Annotated in this window: 14 protein-coding genes; 7 read left to right on the top strand and 7 right to left on the bottom strand. The window is 59.8% G+C overall.

The window, feature by feature from the left end:
- Positions 1 to 142 precede the first annotated feature (142 nt).
- The 6 genes from AEQ67_RS21235 (at position 143) to AEQ67_RS21205 (ending at position 6797) form a co-directional block, all read left to right on the top strand.
- Positions 143 to 1057, top strand: coding sequence for an ABC transporter permease subunit (locus AEQ67_RS21235; protein WP_059405789.1), 915 nt, complete (start codon positions 143 to 145; stop codon positions 1055 to 1057).
- 3 nt (positions 1058 to 1060) lie between these two features.
- The gene (gene livM / locus AEQ67_RS21230) at positions 1061 to 2344 is read left to right on the top strand and encodes a high-affinity branched-chain amino acid ABC transporter permease LivM (protein ID WP_059405788.1); all 1284 of its coding nucleotides are present in this window, start codon (positions 1061 to 1063) and stop codon (positions 2342 to 2344) included.
- Positions 2341 to 3216 (top strand): ABC transporter ATP-binding protein, encoded by an 876-nt coding sequence (locus AEQ67_RS21225; protein WP_059405787.1) that lies wholly within the window; start codon positions 2341 to 2343, stop codon positions 3214 to 3216. The genes livM and AEQ67_RS21225 overlap by 4 nt, the downstream gene beginning before the upstream one ends.
- Complete coding sequence (locus tag AEQ67_RS21220) at positions 3213 to 3929, top strand: ABC transporter ATP-binding protein (RefSeq protein ID WP_059405786.1); 717 nt, start codon at positions 3213 to 3215, stop codon at positions 3927 to 3929. Before AEQ67_RS21225 ends, AEQ67_RS21220 begins: the two co-directional genes overlap by 4 nt.
- A gap of 1019 nt (positions 3930 to 4948) precedes the next feature.
- The gene (locus AEQ67_RS21210; protein ID WP_059405784.1) at positions 4949 to 5716 is read left to right on the top strand and encodes an SDR family oxidoreductase; all 768 of its coding nucleotides are present in this window, start codon (positions 4949 to 4951) and stop codon (positions 5714 to 5716) included.
- Positions 5717 to 5891: 175 nt separating this feature from the next.
- A complete protein-coding gene (locus tag AEQ67_RS21205) occupies positions 5892 to 6797 on the top strand; it encodes a cation diffusion facilitator family transporter (RefSeq protein ID WP_059405783.1) in 906 nt (301 codons plus the stop codon).
- A 110-nt stretch (positions 6798 to 6907) separates the two neighbouring features.
- Here AEQ67_RS21205 and AEQ67_RS21200 read toward each other — a convergent pair whose 3' ends face one another.
- From AEQ67_RS21200 to AEQ67_RS21170, 7 genes are all read right to left on the bottom strand, one after another.
- A complete protein-coding gene (locus tag AEQ67_RS21200; RefSeq protein ID WP_059405782.1) occupies positions 6908 to 8035 on the bottom strand; it encodes an AGE family epimerase/isomerase in 1128 nt (375 codons plus the stop codon).
- Between the two features lie 180 nt (positions 8036 to 8215).
- Positions 8216 to 8788 (bottom strand): HupE/UreJ family protein, encoded by a 573-nt coding sequence (locus AEQ67_RS21195; RefSeq protein WP_059405781.1) that lies wholly within the window; start codon positions 8786 to 8788, stop codon positions 8216 to 8218.
- A gap of 40 nt (positions 8789 to 8828) precedes the next feature.
- Positions 8829 to 9443, bottom strand: a complete 615-nt coding sequence (gene ureG, locus AEQ67_RS21190) for an urease accessory protein UreG (protein WP_059405780.1) — start codon at positions 9441 to 9443, stop codon at positions 8829 to 8831.
- A gap of 37 nt (positions 9444 to 9480) precedes the next feature.
- On the bottom strand, positions 9481 to 10155 hold the full coding sequence (locus AEQ67_RS21185; protein WP_059405779.1) for an urease accessory protein UreF: 675 nt from the start codon (positions 10153 to 10155) through the stop codon (positions 9481 to 9483).
- Positions 10152 to 10652, bottom strand: coding sequence for an urease accessory protein UreE (ureE, locus tag AEQ67_RS21180; RefSeq protein WP_059405778.1), 501 nt, complete (start codon positions 10650 to 10652; stop codon positions 10152 to 10154). The genes AEQ67_RS21185 and ureE overlap by 4 nt, the downstream gene beginning before the upstream one ends.
- A gap of 300 nt (positions 10653 to 10952) precedes the next feature.
- Entirely contained in the window at positions 10953 to 11585 is a 633-nt protein-coding gene (locus tag AEQ67_RS21175; protein ID WP_059405777.1) for a TetR family transcriptional regulator, read from the bottom strand.
- Between the two features lie 172 nt (positions 11586 to 11757).
- On the bottom strand, positions 11758 to 12270 hold the full coding sequence (locus AEQ67_RS21170; RefSeq protein ID WP_059405776.1) for a hypothetical protein: 513 nt from the start codon (positions 12268 to 12270) through the stop codon (positions 11758 to 11760).
- A 387-nt stretch (positions 12271 to 12657) separates the two neighbouring features.
- On the opposite strand from AEQ67_RS21170, the gene AEQ67_RS21165 reads away from it, so the two are divergent.
- Positions 12658 to 14733: an AsmA family protein gene (locus AEQ67_RS21165; RefSeq protein WP_059405775.1), complete on the top strand. Its 2076-nt coding sequence runs from the start codon at positions 12658 to 12660 to the stop codon at positions 14731 to 14733.
- Positions 14734 to 14756: the final 23 nt, after the last annotated feature.

Here is a 14756-nt window from a genome sequence, read left to right as displayed (position 1 = left end):
TGCGTCGGGGATTCGAAGAACATGTCCGTGCAGTACCTGTCTTTTCTCGTAGAGCTGCACACAACCGTGTTGCGCCGGCGGCTGAACCCCGGTCCGTCGCACCCGGCTTCTGTGCAGTCTCTCAAATGTGTGAGATTGCGTTATGGATGGTATTTTCCTGCAGCAACTGGTCAACGGCCTGACCCTCGGGTCGGTCTATGGCCTGATCGCCATCGGCTACACAATGGTCTATGGCATCATCGGCATGATCAACTTCGCCCATGGCGAGGTTTACATGATCTCTGCGTACCTCGCGGCGATCAGTCTGGCTCTGCTGGCATACTTCGGTATTGAATCCTTCCCTCTGCTGATGCTTGGCACACTGGTCTTCACCATCGTCGTCACGGCGGTGTATGGCTGGGTCATCGAGCGCGTCGCCTACAAACCGCTGCGTAACTCCACCCGACTGGCTCCGCTGATCAGCGCCATCGGTATTTCCCTGATCCTGCAAAACTATGCACAGATCGCCCAGGGCGCCCGTCAACAGGGTGTACCTACACTGCTTACCGGTGCATGGCGAGTTGAAGTCGGGACCGGCTTCGTCCAGCTCACCTACACCAAGATCTTCATTCTGGTCGCAGCGTTTGCCGGGATGGCCCTGCTGACCTACGTCATCAAGTACACCAAGCTCGGCCGCATGTGCCGCGCCACCCAGCAAGACCGCAAGATGGCCTCGATCCTGGGGATCAACACCGACCGCGTGATTTCCTATGTGTTCATCATCGGTGCAGCGATGGCGGCCCTGGCCGGCGTGCTGATCACCATGAACTACGGCACGTTCGACTTCTACGCAGGCTTCGTCATCGGCATCAAGGCGTTCACTGCCGCGGTACTCGGCGGCATTGGCTCGCTACCTGGCGCCATGCTCGGCGGGATCATCCTCGGGATCTCCGAATCGCTGTTCTCAGGTCTGGTCAACTCGGACTACAAAGACGTTTTCAGCTTCTCGCTGCTCGTTCTCGTTCTGGTCTTTCGGCCCCAAGGCCTGCTCGGCCGTCCTCTTGTGTCGAAGGTGTAAGCGATGTCTTCAACCACTAAAAAAACCATTGATATCAAAAGAAGTCTGGTTGACGCGATTCTCGCCGGCCTGGTCGCCCTGATTGTGTTCGGCCCGATTGTCGGCATCGTCCTCGACGGCTATGGCTTCAACCTGCAGCCGACTCGCGTGGCATGGATTGTCGCTATCGTCATGGCTGGCCGCTTTGCCCTGAGCCTGTTCCTGCAAACGCCCAAGGGCCTGAGAATTCTCGAGGGTTTTGAAAGCACCGGTTCCGGGGTTCATGTTCTGCCGCCTGATTACAAATCCCGGTTGCGCTGGATCGTCCCTCTGGTGATCGTTATAGCCGTGGTGTTCCCGTTCTTCTCCAACTCCTACCTGCTGGGCGTGGTCATCCTCGGGCTGATCTATGTGTTGCTGGGCCTGGGTTTGAACATCGTGGTCGGTTTGGCCGGCCTGCTCGACCTGGGTTACGTGGCGTTCTACGCCATCGGTGCCTACGGCCTGGCGCTCGGTTATCAATACCTCGGCCTGGGTTTCTGGACGGTGCTGCCGCTGGCGGCGATCACGGCAGGGCTTGCCGGTTGCATCCTCGGTTTTCCGGTGCTGCGCCTGCACGGTGACTACCTGGCGATCGTGACCCTGGGTTTCGGTGAAATCATCCGCTTGATCCTCAACAACTGGCTCTCCCTGACCGGTGGCCCGAATGGGATGGCCGCTCCGTTGCCAACCTTCTTCGGCCTTGAGTTCGGCAAAAGAGCGAAGGATGGCGGTGTACCGTTCCATGAGTTTTTCGGCATCGCCTACAACCCGGACGTGAAGTATTACTTCATCTATGCGGTGTTGTTCCTGGTGGTATTGGCCGTGTTGTACATCAAGCATCGCTTGACCCGCATGCCGGTCGGCCGTGCCTGGGAAGCCTTGCGTGAAGACGAAATCGCCTGCCGTTCCATGGGCCTGAACCACGTACTGGTCAAGCTTTCGGCGTTCACCATTGGTGCATCGACTGCCGGTTTGGCCGGCGTGTTCTTCGCCACTTACCAGGGTTTCGTCAACCCGACCTCGTTTACCTTTTTTGAATCGGCCCTGATCCTCGCCATCGTGGTACTCGGCGGCATGGGCTCGACCATCGGCGTGGTGATTGCGGCCTTCGTACTGACCGTCGCCCCGGAACTGCTGCGTGGCTTCGCGGAATACCGCGTGCTGCTGTTCGGCATCCTGATGGTGTTGATGATGATCTGGCGACCGCGCGGCCTGATTCGGATCAGCCGTACCGGTGTGACCCCGCGTAAAGGAGTAGCGCCATGAGCGAAGTCGTACTCTCGGTCGAGAAACTGATGATGCACTTCGGCGGCATCAAGGCGTTGAGCGATGTCAGCCTGAAAGTCCACCGCAACTCGATCTTCGCCCTGATCGGCCCCAACGGCGCCGGCAAGACCACGGTGTTCAACTGCCTGACCGGTTTCTACAAGGCCTCCGGCGGCAAGATAGAACTGAACATTCGCGGCGAGAAGACCAACGTCATCAAGCTGCTGGGCGAATCGTTCAAACCGGTCGATTTCGTCTCGCCGAAATCCTTCGCCAGCCGGCTGTTCTACAAGGCCTTCGGCGGCACTCATCTGGTGAACCGTGCCGGCCTGGCGCGGACATTCCAGAACATTCGCCTGTTCAAGGAAATGTCGGTGCTGGAAAACCTGCTGGTGGCCCAGCACATGTGGGTCAACCGCAACATGCTGGCGGGCATCCTCAACACCAAGGGTTACCGCAAGGCCGAAAGCGATGCGCTGGACCACGCGTTCTACTGGCTGGAAGTGGTGGACCTGGTGGACTGCGCCAACCGCCTGGCCGGTGAACTGTCCTACGGGCAGCAACGCCGTCTGGAAATTGCCCGGGCCATGTGCACCCGTCCGCAGATCATCTGCCTCGACGAACCGGCTGCCGGCCTCAACCCTCAGGAAACCGAAGCGCTGAGCGCGATGATCCGGCTGCTGCGCGATGAGCACGATCTGACCGTGGTGCTGATCGAACACGACATGGGCATGGTAATGAGCATTTCCGACCACATCGTGGTGCTGGACCACGGCATCGTTATCGCCGAGGGCGGCCCCGATGCAATCCGTAACGATCCGAAAGTGATTGCGGCCTATCTGGGCGCTGATGAAGAGGAAGTGGTGCTATGAGCCAACCCATCCTCGAACTCAAGGAACTGGATGTGTTTTACGGGCCGATCCAGGCCCTGAAAAAAGTTTCGCTGCACATCAATGAAGGGGAGACCGTCAGCCTGATCGGCTCAAACGGCGCCGGCAAGTCGACGCTGCTGATGTCGATCTTCGGTCAGCCGCGGGCGGCGGACGGGCAGATCATCTATCAGGGTGTGGATATCACCCACAAGTCGTCCCACTACATCGCGTCTCACAGCATCGCTCAATCGCCGGAAGGCCGGCGGGGGTTCCCCGACATGACCGTCGAGGAAAACCTGCAGATGGGCACCATTCCGATTGGCGACAAGTACGCCAAGGAAGACATGCAGCGCATGTTCGAGCTGTTTCCACGGCTCGAAGAGCGGCGCACCCAGCGGGCCATGACCATGTCCGGCGGCGAGCAGCAAATGCTCGCCATCGCCCGTGCACTGATGAGCCGACCCAAATTGCTGCTGCTCGATGAACCGAGCCTGGGGCTGGCGCCGATCGTGGTGAAACAGATCTTCGCGACCCTGCGGGAACTGGCGAAAACCGGCATGACCATCTTCCTGGTGGAGCAGAACGCTAACCACGCCCTGAAGCTGTCGGACCGGGCGTACGTGATGGTTAACGGCGAGATCCGCATCACGGGCACCGGCAAGGAACTGCTGGTCAACGAGGAAGTGCGTAACGCTTATCTCGGCGGACACTGAGTTCGCTGTTCCAATCAAAAGCCCCGACGAGCAATCGCCGGGGCTTTTTTACACCCCCAATTCACCACAATCCCCTTGTAGGAGCGAGCTCGCTCGCGACGGTCTCCAGAACGACGCATTCATCCAGAATGCTCGCGTTTTCGTTGACGTCAATCGCGAGCAAGCTCGCTCCTACAGGGACGAGTGGTGTGCTTTCGGGAAATTGTGGAAAACAATATTCACAAGCTCTCAAACCGCGACATAAAGCCGCTGCAAATAGTTGTTTTGTCACGGTTTTGACTTGTCCCCGTTTGCTGTGGAGCTGGCTGTGAATAACGTGGGAGTAGCTGGCTGAGAGCCTTTTAAACCGTGGCTTCCAGAGATGTGGTTGTTTTTTGATCAGGCGTTTTTGCTGAACCTTGAGCTGGCTTTGTCAACCTTTTTGTTGGCGATGAAAGCGAGGTGAAATAAGTCACGGCAGCCTGTGGATAAGTCTGTGGTTAAACTCTGGAAAGACTCGGCTGAAGGCCGTAGTTACTGGCTTGGAGCCATCGTCGGTTTCACCTTCAATCGTGCAAATTGCCTTGGGGCTACACAGCAGGCTGTTGAGGGTCAAGCAAAAAAATTTCAAAATAGCTCGCAAAGCCTTGTACACAGCGGGTTTCAGCTTTTCCACTTGCCCCCGGAAACTGTGGACCGGCCTGTGGATAAGGTGCGTGTACATGGCTGCAGGCCACGGCGAACAAGGCGTCCAACAATATGATCGTTTTTTGTACAGCAACAAGGTCCCTGTAGCAGCTGGCGAAGCCTGCGTCCGGCTGCGCAGCAGTCGTAATCCAGTCGACTTCATTTCAACTGCATAACCGCGTGCTCTGGCTTTACGACTGCTGAGCAGCCGGACGCAGGCTTCGCCAGCTGCTACAGGTAATTGGCGGCGTCCAATTGCGTAGCGCCAGTTGCCGGTAGAAGCCGGGCCGGGCATGCTGCCAGCTGATTTTCTATTCCAATGGCTGCCCGTCAGCCGAAGCAAGGAGAACACGATGTCCAACACCCTGTTTATTACCGGCGCGACGTCCGGTTTTGGTGAAGCTTGTGCCCGTCGTTTTGCCGAGGCTGGCTGGAAACTGGTGCTGACAGGCCGTCGTGAAGAGCGCCTCAATGCCCTGTGCGCGGAGTTGTCGAAGCAGACCGAAGTCCATGGCCTGGTACTCGACGTGCGTGATCGCAAGGCCATGGAGGAAGCGATTGCCAACCTGCCACCGTCCTTCGCCAAACTGCGCGGGCTGATCAACAACGCCGGCCTGGCTTTGGGCGTCGACCCGGCACCGAAGTGCGACCTCGACGATTGGGACACGATGGTCGACACCAACATCAAAGGCCTGATGTACAGCACTCGTCTGCTGTTGCCGCGCCTGATCGCCCATGGTCGTGGCGCGAGTATCGTCAACCTGGGTTCCATCGCCGGCAGCTACCCGTACCCGGGCAGCCATGTGTATGGCGCGAGCAAGGCGTTCGTTAAACAGTTCTCGCTGAACCTGCGCTGCGACCTGCAAGGGACTGGCGTGCGCGTCAGCAACATCGAGCCAGGTTTGTGCGAGAGCGAGTTCTCGCTGGTGCGTTTCGCCGGTGACCAGGAGCGTTACAACGCGACCTACGCCGGGGCCGAGCCGATCCAGCCGCAGGACATTGCCGATACTATTTTCTGGGTGCTCAACGCCCCGGCGCACATCAACATCAACAGCCTGGAGCTGATGCCGGTGAGCCAGACCTGGAGCGGGTTTGCCATTGAGCGCAATGCCAAGCCGTAAGACCGCGTAACGGCTATTCGCGGGCAAGCCTCGCTCCTACAGAGGAATGCGTACCCCTGTAGGAGCGAGGCTTGCCCGCGAAGGGGCCAGCACAGGCAAAACACTTCATAAGCTAAACTCCTCGCCCAACGACCCCACCGCACCCAGCGGTTTCAAGGTTTTCAGAGGAGGCTACGTGAGTAACCGAGGTGAGCAGTCACTGCTCAAACAATCGACCATCCTGATGCTCGCCGTGGCGATCGCCGGGATTGTCACCGGTTTTATTTCGGGCGCCCAATCCATCCTGTTCGATGGCTTTTTTTCGCTGATCGCGACCTTTATCAAAGTCCTGATGCTGATCACCGCCAAGCTGATCGCCAAGGAAAGTAACCAGCGCTTCCAGTTTGGCTTCTGGCACCTGGAGCCGATGGTGCTGCTGATCGAAGGCAGCTTCCTGTTCCTGATCGCCATCTACGCCTTTCTCAACGGTGTGTTCGGCATCATCAATGGTGGCCGCGAGATCGAGCTCGGACTGGTGATCATCTACGCGGCGGTGTTTACCGTTGTCGAGTTCGCGTATTTCTTCTACGTCCGCCACCGCAATCGCAAGCTCAAATCAACGCTGATCCAGTTCGACAACATCAGTTGGCTGGTGGACGCGATGCTGTCGGTGGGCCTGCTGGTGAGTTTTCTGACTGCGCTGCTGCTCAAGTCACAGGGTTATGGCCAGTGGGCGGTGTATGTCGACCCGCTGATCCTGATTCTATTGGCCCTGAGCATGCTCGCACCGGCCTTCAAAATCCTCGGCCCGGCCTTGCGCGATGTACTGGGGATTGCGCCGGATCAACTGGACGACAAGGTGCGCCAGGTAATGGACGCGGCAACCATCGAGCATGGTTTCGACGACTACGTTTCCTACGTGCAGAAGCACGGGCGCGCGCGTTTCATCGAGATTCATGTGGTGTTGCCGGCGGATTACCGGCTGGAGAGCGTCGGGCAGTTGGACCGCCTGCGCGAGGAGATTTCCACGAAGCTTGGCAAGCCCGATGCGGCGAGATGGCTGACGATCAGTTTTACCGGGGACCGGAAGTGGATTGCCTGATCCTTGAGATTGCCGGTGGGCGTTTGATCGCCAAGATCGCAGCCTTCGGCAGCTCCTACAGGGGAATGCGGTCTATGTAGGAGCTGCCGCAGGCTGCGATCTTTTCGGTATCAAGCTAGATAATCGACCAACCCGCGATAGCACGTAGCCAAGTGATAAGGCGTGGTCGAAGGCATGTCCCGACGGCTCACGTCACCGCGCTCATCCCGACACTCATACCAGCCCCCGGCATGCAGAAAACGCTGCTGCAACGCCTGCAACTGGCGCAGCACTGAAGTCTCGCTATCCGGTCGCAAGGTCAGTGCCCGCAGGTATTCGGCCTGGGCCCAGATTCTTTGGGTAGCGTCTTTGGGAGGGCCATCCAGATCGAGCATCGCCCGAATAGCACCGGTCTGCGAATCGACGCCCAGCTGTTCGGTGAACGCAAACGCACGCTCCAGAGACGCGTGCAGTGGCGAGCCGCGCAGCAACGACGAAGATTCCAGCAGGAAATACCACTCGAACTGATGCCCCGGTTCAAACCAGTTATCCACAGCCCCCAGCGGCTTTTCCATCAACACGCCGTGTTGTGGATCGATAAAGCACTTCTGCATGGCTGTGCATAACTCGACCAGCGCACCTTGTACGGCAATGTCTTCGCGTACCGACAGCGTGGCAAGGAAGGCTTCCGCCAGGTGCATCAGTGGATTTTGCAGTGGCCCGGTGTTCAGTGATGACCAATCACGGTCGAGGCTGGCTTCGTACAGGCCGTCGCCCGTTGCGAAGCGCTGCGCAACCACTTCCAGTGCGGCGTTGAGCACCGATTCCACCAGCGGTTCGCGCACTTTGTCCCAGTAGTGGGCACAGGCGAACAGGATAAACGCGTGGGTGTAGAGGTCTTTGCGCTGATCCAGCGGCGCGCCCTGTGGGTCGATGCTGTAGAACCAGCCACCGTGTTCGCCATCGTGGAAATGTTGCTGCAAAGAGCGGAACAGCGCCGCAGCGCGCTCTTCGGCGGCCGGCACTTGGCCGATCAGACTGGAAAACACATACAGCTGCCGCGCGCAGGCCATGGCCCGGTAGCGTTGAGGCGGCAGCGGTTGATGCTCGGCGTCCAGTGCCTCAAAGGGCAGCGCCATGTCGGCATTCCAGCCGGGGACTTGCCAGAGTGGCACGATCACGTCCTGGAAATGCTGTTGCACCGAGGCGAACAGGGCGGTCAATTCAGGCTGGGAGGCGGAGCGGGAAGCATGCGGCATTGGCTGGCGTCGTCACGGCAGGGGCGATTGCGCGACATGGTAGCAGAGAGGACGGCTTGGGAGCTGTGATGCCTGATAGGCCGCCTTCGCGGGCAAGCCTCGCTCCTACAGGTTATCCGTCGTCTGACCCTGTAGGAGCGAGGCTTGCCCGCGAAGAGGCCATCAAAGCCAATAAAGCTTTCAGCCTGCGAGCAACCACACCCCAGTCGCCGCCGAAGCCGCCCCCGCCAACCTAACCAACGGCGCCGCCGCCTGAGGCAGCACTCGCACCATCGCATAACCGGCCGCATGCAACAGCGCCGTCGCCGCGACAAACCCTGCGGCATACGCCCAAGGGCTCGACATCTCAGGCAGCTCCAACCCATGCGCCACGCCATGGAACAACGCAAACAACGCCGTCGCACCGACCGCCAAGCTCAACGGCGGACGCACCGCCAACGCCACCGCCAGCCCCAACGCCAGTACCGACGCCGCTATCCCGCTTTCCAGCGCCGGCAGGTTCAGCCCTTCAAAACCGAGAATTCCGCCGATCAACATAATGCCGACAAAAGTGCACGGCAACGCCCAGCGCGCCGCGCCTTTCTGCTGCGCGGCCCACAAACCGACGGCCACCATCGCCAGCAAATGGTCGAGGCCACCGATCGGGTGACTGATGCCGGCGATCAAGCCGTTATCGCCATGACCAGGGTGGGCGAAGGCGATGGCCGGGGTCAGCAGCAGGGCCATGGCGCCCAGAATGCGTTTAAGTGTCATGGATAAGCTTCCTTGTTGATAACTTCTTGTTAATAAAGAGTCAGGCGGCGGTCAGCAAACCCTGGCGCTCGATGAACGCGATGATTTCTTCCAGGCCCAGGCCGGTTTTCTGGTTGCTGAAGACGAACGGCTTGCCGTTGCGCATGCGCTGGGTGTCGCTGTCCATCATCTCCAGCGAAGCGCCTACGAGCGGCGCGAGGTCGACTTTATTGATCACCAGCAAATCGGATTTGCAGATCCCCGGCCCGCCCTTGCGCGGCAGCTTGTCGCCGGCCGAGACATCGATCACATAGATGGTCAGGTCGGAGAGTTCCGGGCTGAAGGTCGCCGAGAGGTTGTCGCCGCCGGACTCCACCAGAATCAGGTCCAGACCCGGAAAGCGCCGGTTCAATTGATCCACGGCTTCGAGGTTGATCGAAGCGTCTTCGCGGATCGCCGTGTGCGGGCAGCCACCTGTCTCCACGCCGATGATCCGCTCCGGCGCCAGGGCTTCGTTGCGCACCAGAAAGTCGGCGTCTTCGCGGGTGTAAATGTCGTTGGTCACGACGGCCAGGTTGTAGCGGTCGCGCAGGGCCAGGCACAGGGCCAGGGTCAGGGCGGTTTTGCCGGAACCGACCGGGCCGCCGATGCCGACGCGCAGAGGTTGTGTGTTCATGTGCTTCTCCACAATAAAAGGCCCAAAATAAAAGGCCCTAGGAACGGAACAGTCGGCTGTACTGGCGCTCATGGGCCATGCACGCCAGGGACAGGCCGAAAGCGGCGCTGCCATAGTGTTCGGGATTGATTCGGCTGGCGTCCTGCTGGGCTTGTTGCAGCAGCGGCAGCAGTTCGCTGGTCAGGCGCTGTGCGGCTTGCTGGCCCAGCGGCAGGGTTTTCATCAACACCGCCAATTGGTTTTCCAGCCAGCTCCAGAGCCAGGCGGCCAGCGCATCTTGCGGGCTGATATTCCAGGCGCGGGCGGCCAGTGCCCCGCCGAGGGCCCGGGGGGGCTCGGGGCGTTGTTCGAGAAAGGCGCGGGCCGGCGCATCCAGTTCCGGCAAACCGTTGAGCAGTTGCTGCAACGAATAGCCCATTTGCCGACTTTCCTGATGCAGCTCGCGGGTTTCCCGACTGGCGCGGTGTTCTTCGCAGCGCTGCAGCAGTTCGCCCCAGTGTTCCTCGGACGCGGCCACGCAATGGGCGAGCAGCAACGGTGCTTCGAACCGAGCCAGGTTCAGCAGCAACTGGTCGCTGATCCAGCGGCGCGCACTGCCTGCATCATTCCCCCGGCCGTTATCCACTGCCATTTCCAGACCTTGGGAATAGCTGTAGCCGCCAATCGGCAGTTGCGGACTGGCCAGACGCAGCAGTGCCCAGGCGGGGTTCATAAACGTACGCCGAACTGGTGCAGTTTCGGCGGGGAGTTGAAATCTTCTTCGCCATGGCGCGAATGGGGATGGCCACCCCCATAGGCGCCGTGTTCCGGCTGGAACGGGGCTTCAATGTTCTCGGGGCTGGCGCCCAGGTGTTCGAGCATTGCCTTGAGCACGTAATCGTCGAGCAGGCGCAACCAGCCGTCACCGACTTGCAGGGCGACGTGGCGGTTGCCCAGGGGATAGGCGGCGCGGGTCCGTTCGAAGGCATTGGGGCAGGTGACGTGCAGCAGTTGTTCGGGGCGGGGGCAGACGCGGGCGGTGCGGCCGGCCCCGGCCTCCCGGCATTCGCCGGCATACAACGGCGGCTGGCCGCGCTCCAAAAACAACCCGACGTCTTCCCCCTCGGCACTGAAACAGCGCAAACGGCTTTTGCTCCGGGCTTCGAAGTTCAGGTGCAACTCGGCGGCCCAGACAGGTTGAGGGTCGATTCTGCGATGAATCACCAGCATCGGAAGGCTTCCAGCAATGGACGATAGTCAGGCTAGAGCAAGGGGCTTGCCAATCGGGCGATCTGTAGGAAATGCCTGTAGGAACTTAGATGGTGTTTCAGATTGTTGCGTCAATTCGGTGCATGGCATTAGCGGGCGCACCAAATGACGGCGCACGGCGTGCTCCACATTGTGCGCAACGCCGCAAATCCCTTGTAGGAGCTGGCTTGCCAGCGAAAGCGGTGGGTCAGGCGGCATCTTTATCGACCGAAAGGCCGTCTTCGCTGGCAAGCCAGCTCCTACAGGTCGGTGTTGTGCGTGTTATTCCGTGCTGCCCAGGCCTTGCCAATGCTTGAGCCCGATGAATATGAACCTGAGCTGCTGAGTGATTTTTGCCTGAGGTGTCAGGTGCTCAGGCAGCGCTTCAGCCGGCGGATCGATGATGTCCGGCAAGGTCGCGAACACGCTTTTGACAATCAGGTCGGCCATGACGCTCAGGCCGGCGATGTCCAGGTGTTGCAGTTTTGGCATCAGCGACAGGTCGGCCGCGAGGTCGGAGCTAATGTCTTCGCGCAAGCGGCCGATGGCCAGGCGCACCGGCAGCGAACCGCCGTACTGCTCGCGGGCCAGAAACAGGAACTGCGAGCGATTGGCTGACACCACGTCGAGAAAAATACGCACCGAGGCATCGATGATGCCGCCCATGACGAACTCGTTGTGGCGCACCAGGCGGATGGTTTCACGGAAGGTCTGACCGACTTCGCTGACCAGCACCAGGCCCAACTCGTCCATATCGGCGAAGTGGCGGTAGAAACCGGTCGGTACGATCCCGGCGGTTTTCGCGACTTCGCGCAGGCTCAAGCTGCCGAATCCTCGGCCGGATTCCATCAAATGGCGAGCAGCGTCCATCAAGGCGGTGCGGGTCTGTTGTTTCTGTTCGGCGCGGGGCAGCATCGCAAAGGTGTTTTCTGGATAAGACAGCGGCGCACTCTAGCAAATCGGCTTTGCCGGCGTCGAACGACTATCGAGGGGATCACGCGGGGAAGTGCGACTTCTACAAGGTCAAACGCTTTAAAGTCAAAAGCCCAATCCGGGGATTGGGCTTTTTTTCAAGGCCGCCATACGCTTAGCTCAGGCCGCTGTTGCGTTCGATTACACGGTCACCACCACCTTCAGCCAGGGTTTGGCCTTGTGGAGTGCGGTCGGAACCGTCGGCAGCCAGGGTTTGGCCTTGTGGAGTGCGGTCGGAACCGTCGGCAGCCAGGGTTTGGCCTTGTGGAGTGCGGTCGGAACCGTCGGCAGCCAGGGTTTGGCCTTGTGGAGTGCGGTCGGAACCGTCGGCAGCCAGGGTTTGGCCTTGTGGGGTGCGATCGGAACCGTCAGCCGCCAGGGTTTGGCCCTGTGGAGTGCGGTCGGAACCATCGGCAGCCAACGATTGGCCTTGTGGAGTGCGGTCCGAACCATCTTGAGTGATCAGGCCTTTTTCTTTCAGGCGATCATTACCACCTTCGGCGACGGTTTGGCTGAACACCGAGTGGGTGGATTTCACTTGTGGGGTTGCCTGGTCAGCCGCTGGCAGTGCAAAAGCAGAGCTGGCTAGAAGAGAGAGGGTAAGGCTAAGCAGTAATTGGCGTTTCATGATTGGGTGCTCCGTAGGAGGGCGATAAAGTGGGTACGAGGGCAATGCTACTCTCGATAAGTCGATATAAAAGTTCATAAACGCAATGGTAATAATCAACGGAATTGATTGTTCCGTTGAAAGGCTCTAGAACGGGCGTTTCCGGCGGAGGTTTTTGCGCCGACGTGGGTATTTTCGACCCACTCGCGCCTCGCAAAAGTGCGGGTGCGGTAACGCTCGATTCGGAGGGCAAGGTGTTCCCTGCCGATTATTTGAGCGTTAAGCGCTGTTTCGATTAAACCTGCGGGCCGTTTTTCAGTCGTAGATTCCATGGCAGGCCGGTTCTGGCCTAACGTTTCACACGTGCGTCGCAGTCAGGGCGCTCAGTCGTATCAGGAGCCCTGTGCAATGACGCGCACTCGTAAAATTGCTGTCTGGACCTTTGCCAGTCTGGTTGTCCTGCTGGCCGTGCTGGTTCTGGTCATCGTGTTCTTCGATTGGAACCGGATCAAACCACCGCTCAATGCCAAAGTGTCCGAAGAGCTGCACCGTCCGTTCGCCATCAATGGCAACCTGGCGGTGGTCTGGCGGCGCGAACTCGATGAAGGCGGCTGGCGTGCCTGGGTGCCGTGGCCGCATGTAGTGGCCGAAGACCTGAGCCTGGGCAACCCTGACTGGTCGAAGCAACCGCAGATGGTCACCCTCAAGCGTGTCGAGCTGCGCATCTCGCCCCTGGCCTTGCTGGCCCAGCGCGTGGTGATCCCGCGTATCGATCTCACCGAACCCAATGCCGATTTGCAGCGTTTGGCCGATGGTCGCGCCAACTGGACCTTCAAGTTCGACCCGAAAGACCCGAACGCCGAGCCTTCACCGTGGGTGGTGGACATCGGCGCGATTGGCTTCGACAAGGGCCACGTCACCCTCGACGACCAGAACCTGAAGACTCAGCTCGACTTGATCATCGACCCGCTGGGCAAACCGATTCCGTTCAGCGACATCGTGGGCGACAAAGCGGCGAAAAGCGCGCTGGAGAAGGGCGCCGCGCCGCAGGATTACGCGTTTGCCATTAAGGTCAAAGGCCAATACCACGGTCAGAAACTGGCTGGCGACGGCAAGGTCGGCGGCCTGTTGGCGCTGCAGGACGCCGCCAAGCCGTTTCCGCTCCAGGCCCAGGTGAAGATTGCCGATACCAGCGTCGAACTGGCCGGCACCCTGACCGATCCGCTGAACCTCGGTGCTCTGGATTTGCGCCTGAAACTGGCTGGCAGCAGCCTGGGTAATCTATATCCGCTGACCGGCGTAACCCTGCCGGACACGCCGCCGTATGCCACCGACGGTCATCTGATCGCCAAGCTGCACGAGGCGGGAGGCGCGCAATTTCGCTATGAAGAGTTCAATGGCAAGATCGGCGAGAGCGACATCCATGGCAGCCTGGCCTACGTCGCCAGCCAGCCACGGCCCAAACTCAGCGGCTCGCTGGTGTCCAATCAACTGCTGTTTGCCGACCTCGCACCGCTGATCGGCGCCGACTCCAACGCTAAGCAAAAGGCCCGTGGCGGTGAAAGCAAGCAGCCAGCGGACAAGGTGTTGCCGGTCGAAGAGTTCAAGACTGATCGCTGGCGCGATATGGACGCCGATGTCGAATTCACCGGCAAGCGCATCGTCCATAGCGAAAAGCTGCCGTTCAAAGACCTTTATACCCACCTGATACTGACTGACGGTGTGCTCAGCCTTGAACCACTGCGCTTCGGCGTGGCCGGCGGCACGCTGGATGCGCAGATTCGCTTGAACGGTCACACCGAACCACTGGAAGGCCGGGCCAAACTGACCGCGCGCAAGTTCAAGCTCAAGCAACTGTTCCCGACTTTCGAACCGATGAAAACCAGTTTCGGCGAACTCAATGGCGATGCCGACATCACGGGGCGCGGCAACTCGGTGGCCAAATTGCTGGGCAGTGCCAATGGCAATCTGAAAATGCTGATCAACGACGGCGCGATCAGCCGAGAGTTGATGGAGCTGGCCGGGCTCAACGTTGGCAACTATGTGGTCGGCAGGATCTTTGGCGACAAGGAAGTGAAGATCAATTGCGCGGCGGCCGACTTCGACATCAAGACCGGTCTGGCGACCACACGGCTGTTTGTCTTCGATACCGAGAACGCGATCATTTATATCGATGGCACGGCGAACATGGCCACCGAGCAGCTGGACCTGACCATTACTCCGGAATCGAAAGGCTGGCGGTTGATTTCGCTGCGGTCGCCGCTGTATGTGCGGGGCAAGTTCATCAAGCCTGATGCCGGTGTGAAAGCGGTGCCGCTGTTGCTGCGTGGGGCGGGGATGGTGGCGTTGGGTGTGATTGCCGCGCCGGCGGCGGGGTTGCTGGCGCTGGTGGCGCCGAGTGGGGGTGAGCCGAATCAGTGTGCGCCGTTGTTGGAGCAGATGAAGGCGGGCAAGGCGCCGGTGACCGTCAAGCCCACCAAGTAGTTGGGTGGATTTGAGGGCCTCTT

The organism is Pseudomonas sp. RIT-PI-q, from assembly GCF_001297125.1.
Lineage (GTDB): Bacteria > Pseudomonadota > Gammaproteobacteria > Pseudomonadales > Pseudomonadaceae > Aquipseudomonas.
The sequence above is the reverse complement of the archived record's forward strand: the minus strand, read 5'-3'. Positions and strand labels throughout refer to the sequence as shown.

Excerpts from the sequence above, each read along its gene's own strand:
- AEQ67_RS21235 (WP_059405789.1), top strand. The coding sequence starts at position 143 with ATGGATGGTATTTTCCTGCAGCAACTGGTCAACGGCCTGACCCTCGGG.
- livM (WP_059405788.1), top strand. The coding sequence starts at position 1,061 with ATGTCTTCAACCACTAAAAAAACCATTGATATCAAAAGAAGTCTGGTT.
- AEQ67_RS21225 (WP_059405787.1), top strand. The coding sequence starts at position 2,341 with ATGAGCGAAGTCGTACTCTCGGTCGAGAAACTGATGATGCACTTCGGC.
- AEQ67_RS21220 (WP_059405786.1), top strand. The coding sequence starts at position 3,213 with ATGAGCCAACCCATCCTCGAACTCAAGGAACTGGATGTGTTTTACGGG.
- AEQ67_RS21210 (WP_059405784.1), top strand. The coding sequence starts at position 4,949 with ATGTCCAACACCCTGTTTATTACCGGCGCGACGTCCGGTTTTGGTGAA.
- AEQ67_RS21200 (WP_059405782.1), bottom strand. The coding sequence starts at position 8,035 with ATGCCGCATGCTTCCCGCTCCGCCTCCCAGCCTGAATTGACCGCCCTG.
- AEQ67_RS21195 (WP_059405781.1), bottom strand. The coding sequence starts at position 8,788 with ATGACACTTAAACGCATTCTGGGCGCCATGGCCCTGCTGCTGACCCCG.
- ureG (WP_059405780.1), bottom strand. The coding sequence starts at position 9,443 with ATGAACACACAACCTCTGCGCGTCGGCATCGGCGGCCCGGTCGGTTCC.
- AEQ67_RS21185 (WP_059405779.1), bottom strand. The coding sequence starts at position 10,155 with ATGAACCCCGCCTGGGCACTGCTGCGTCTGGCCAGTCCGCAACTGCCG.
- ureE (WP_059405778.1), bottom strand. The coding sequence starts at position 10,652 with ATGCTGGTGATTCATCGCAGAATCGACCCTCAACCTGTCTGGGCCGCC.
- AEQ67_RS21175 (WP_059405777.1), bottom strand. The coding sequence starts at position 11,585 with ATGCTGCCCCGCGCCGAACAGAAACAACAGACCCGCACCGCCTTGATG.
- AEQ67_RS21170 (WP_059405776.1), bottom strand. The coding sequence starts at position 12,270 with ATGAAACGCCAATTACTGCTTAGCCTTACCCTCTCTCTTCTAGCCAGC.
- AEQ67_RS21165 (WP_059405775.1), top strand. The coding sequence starts at position 12,658 with ATGACGCGCACTCGTAAAATTGCTGTCTGGACCTTTGCCAGTCTGGTT.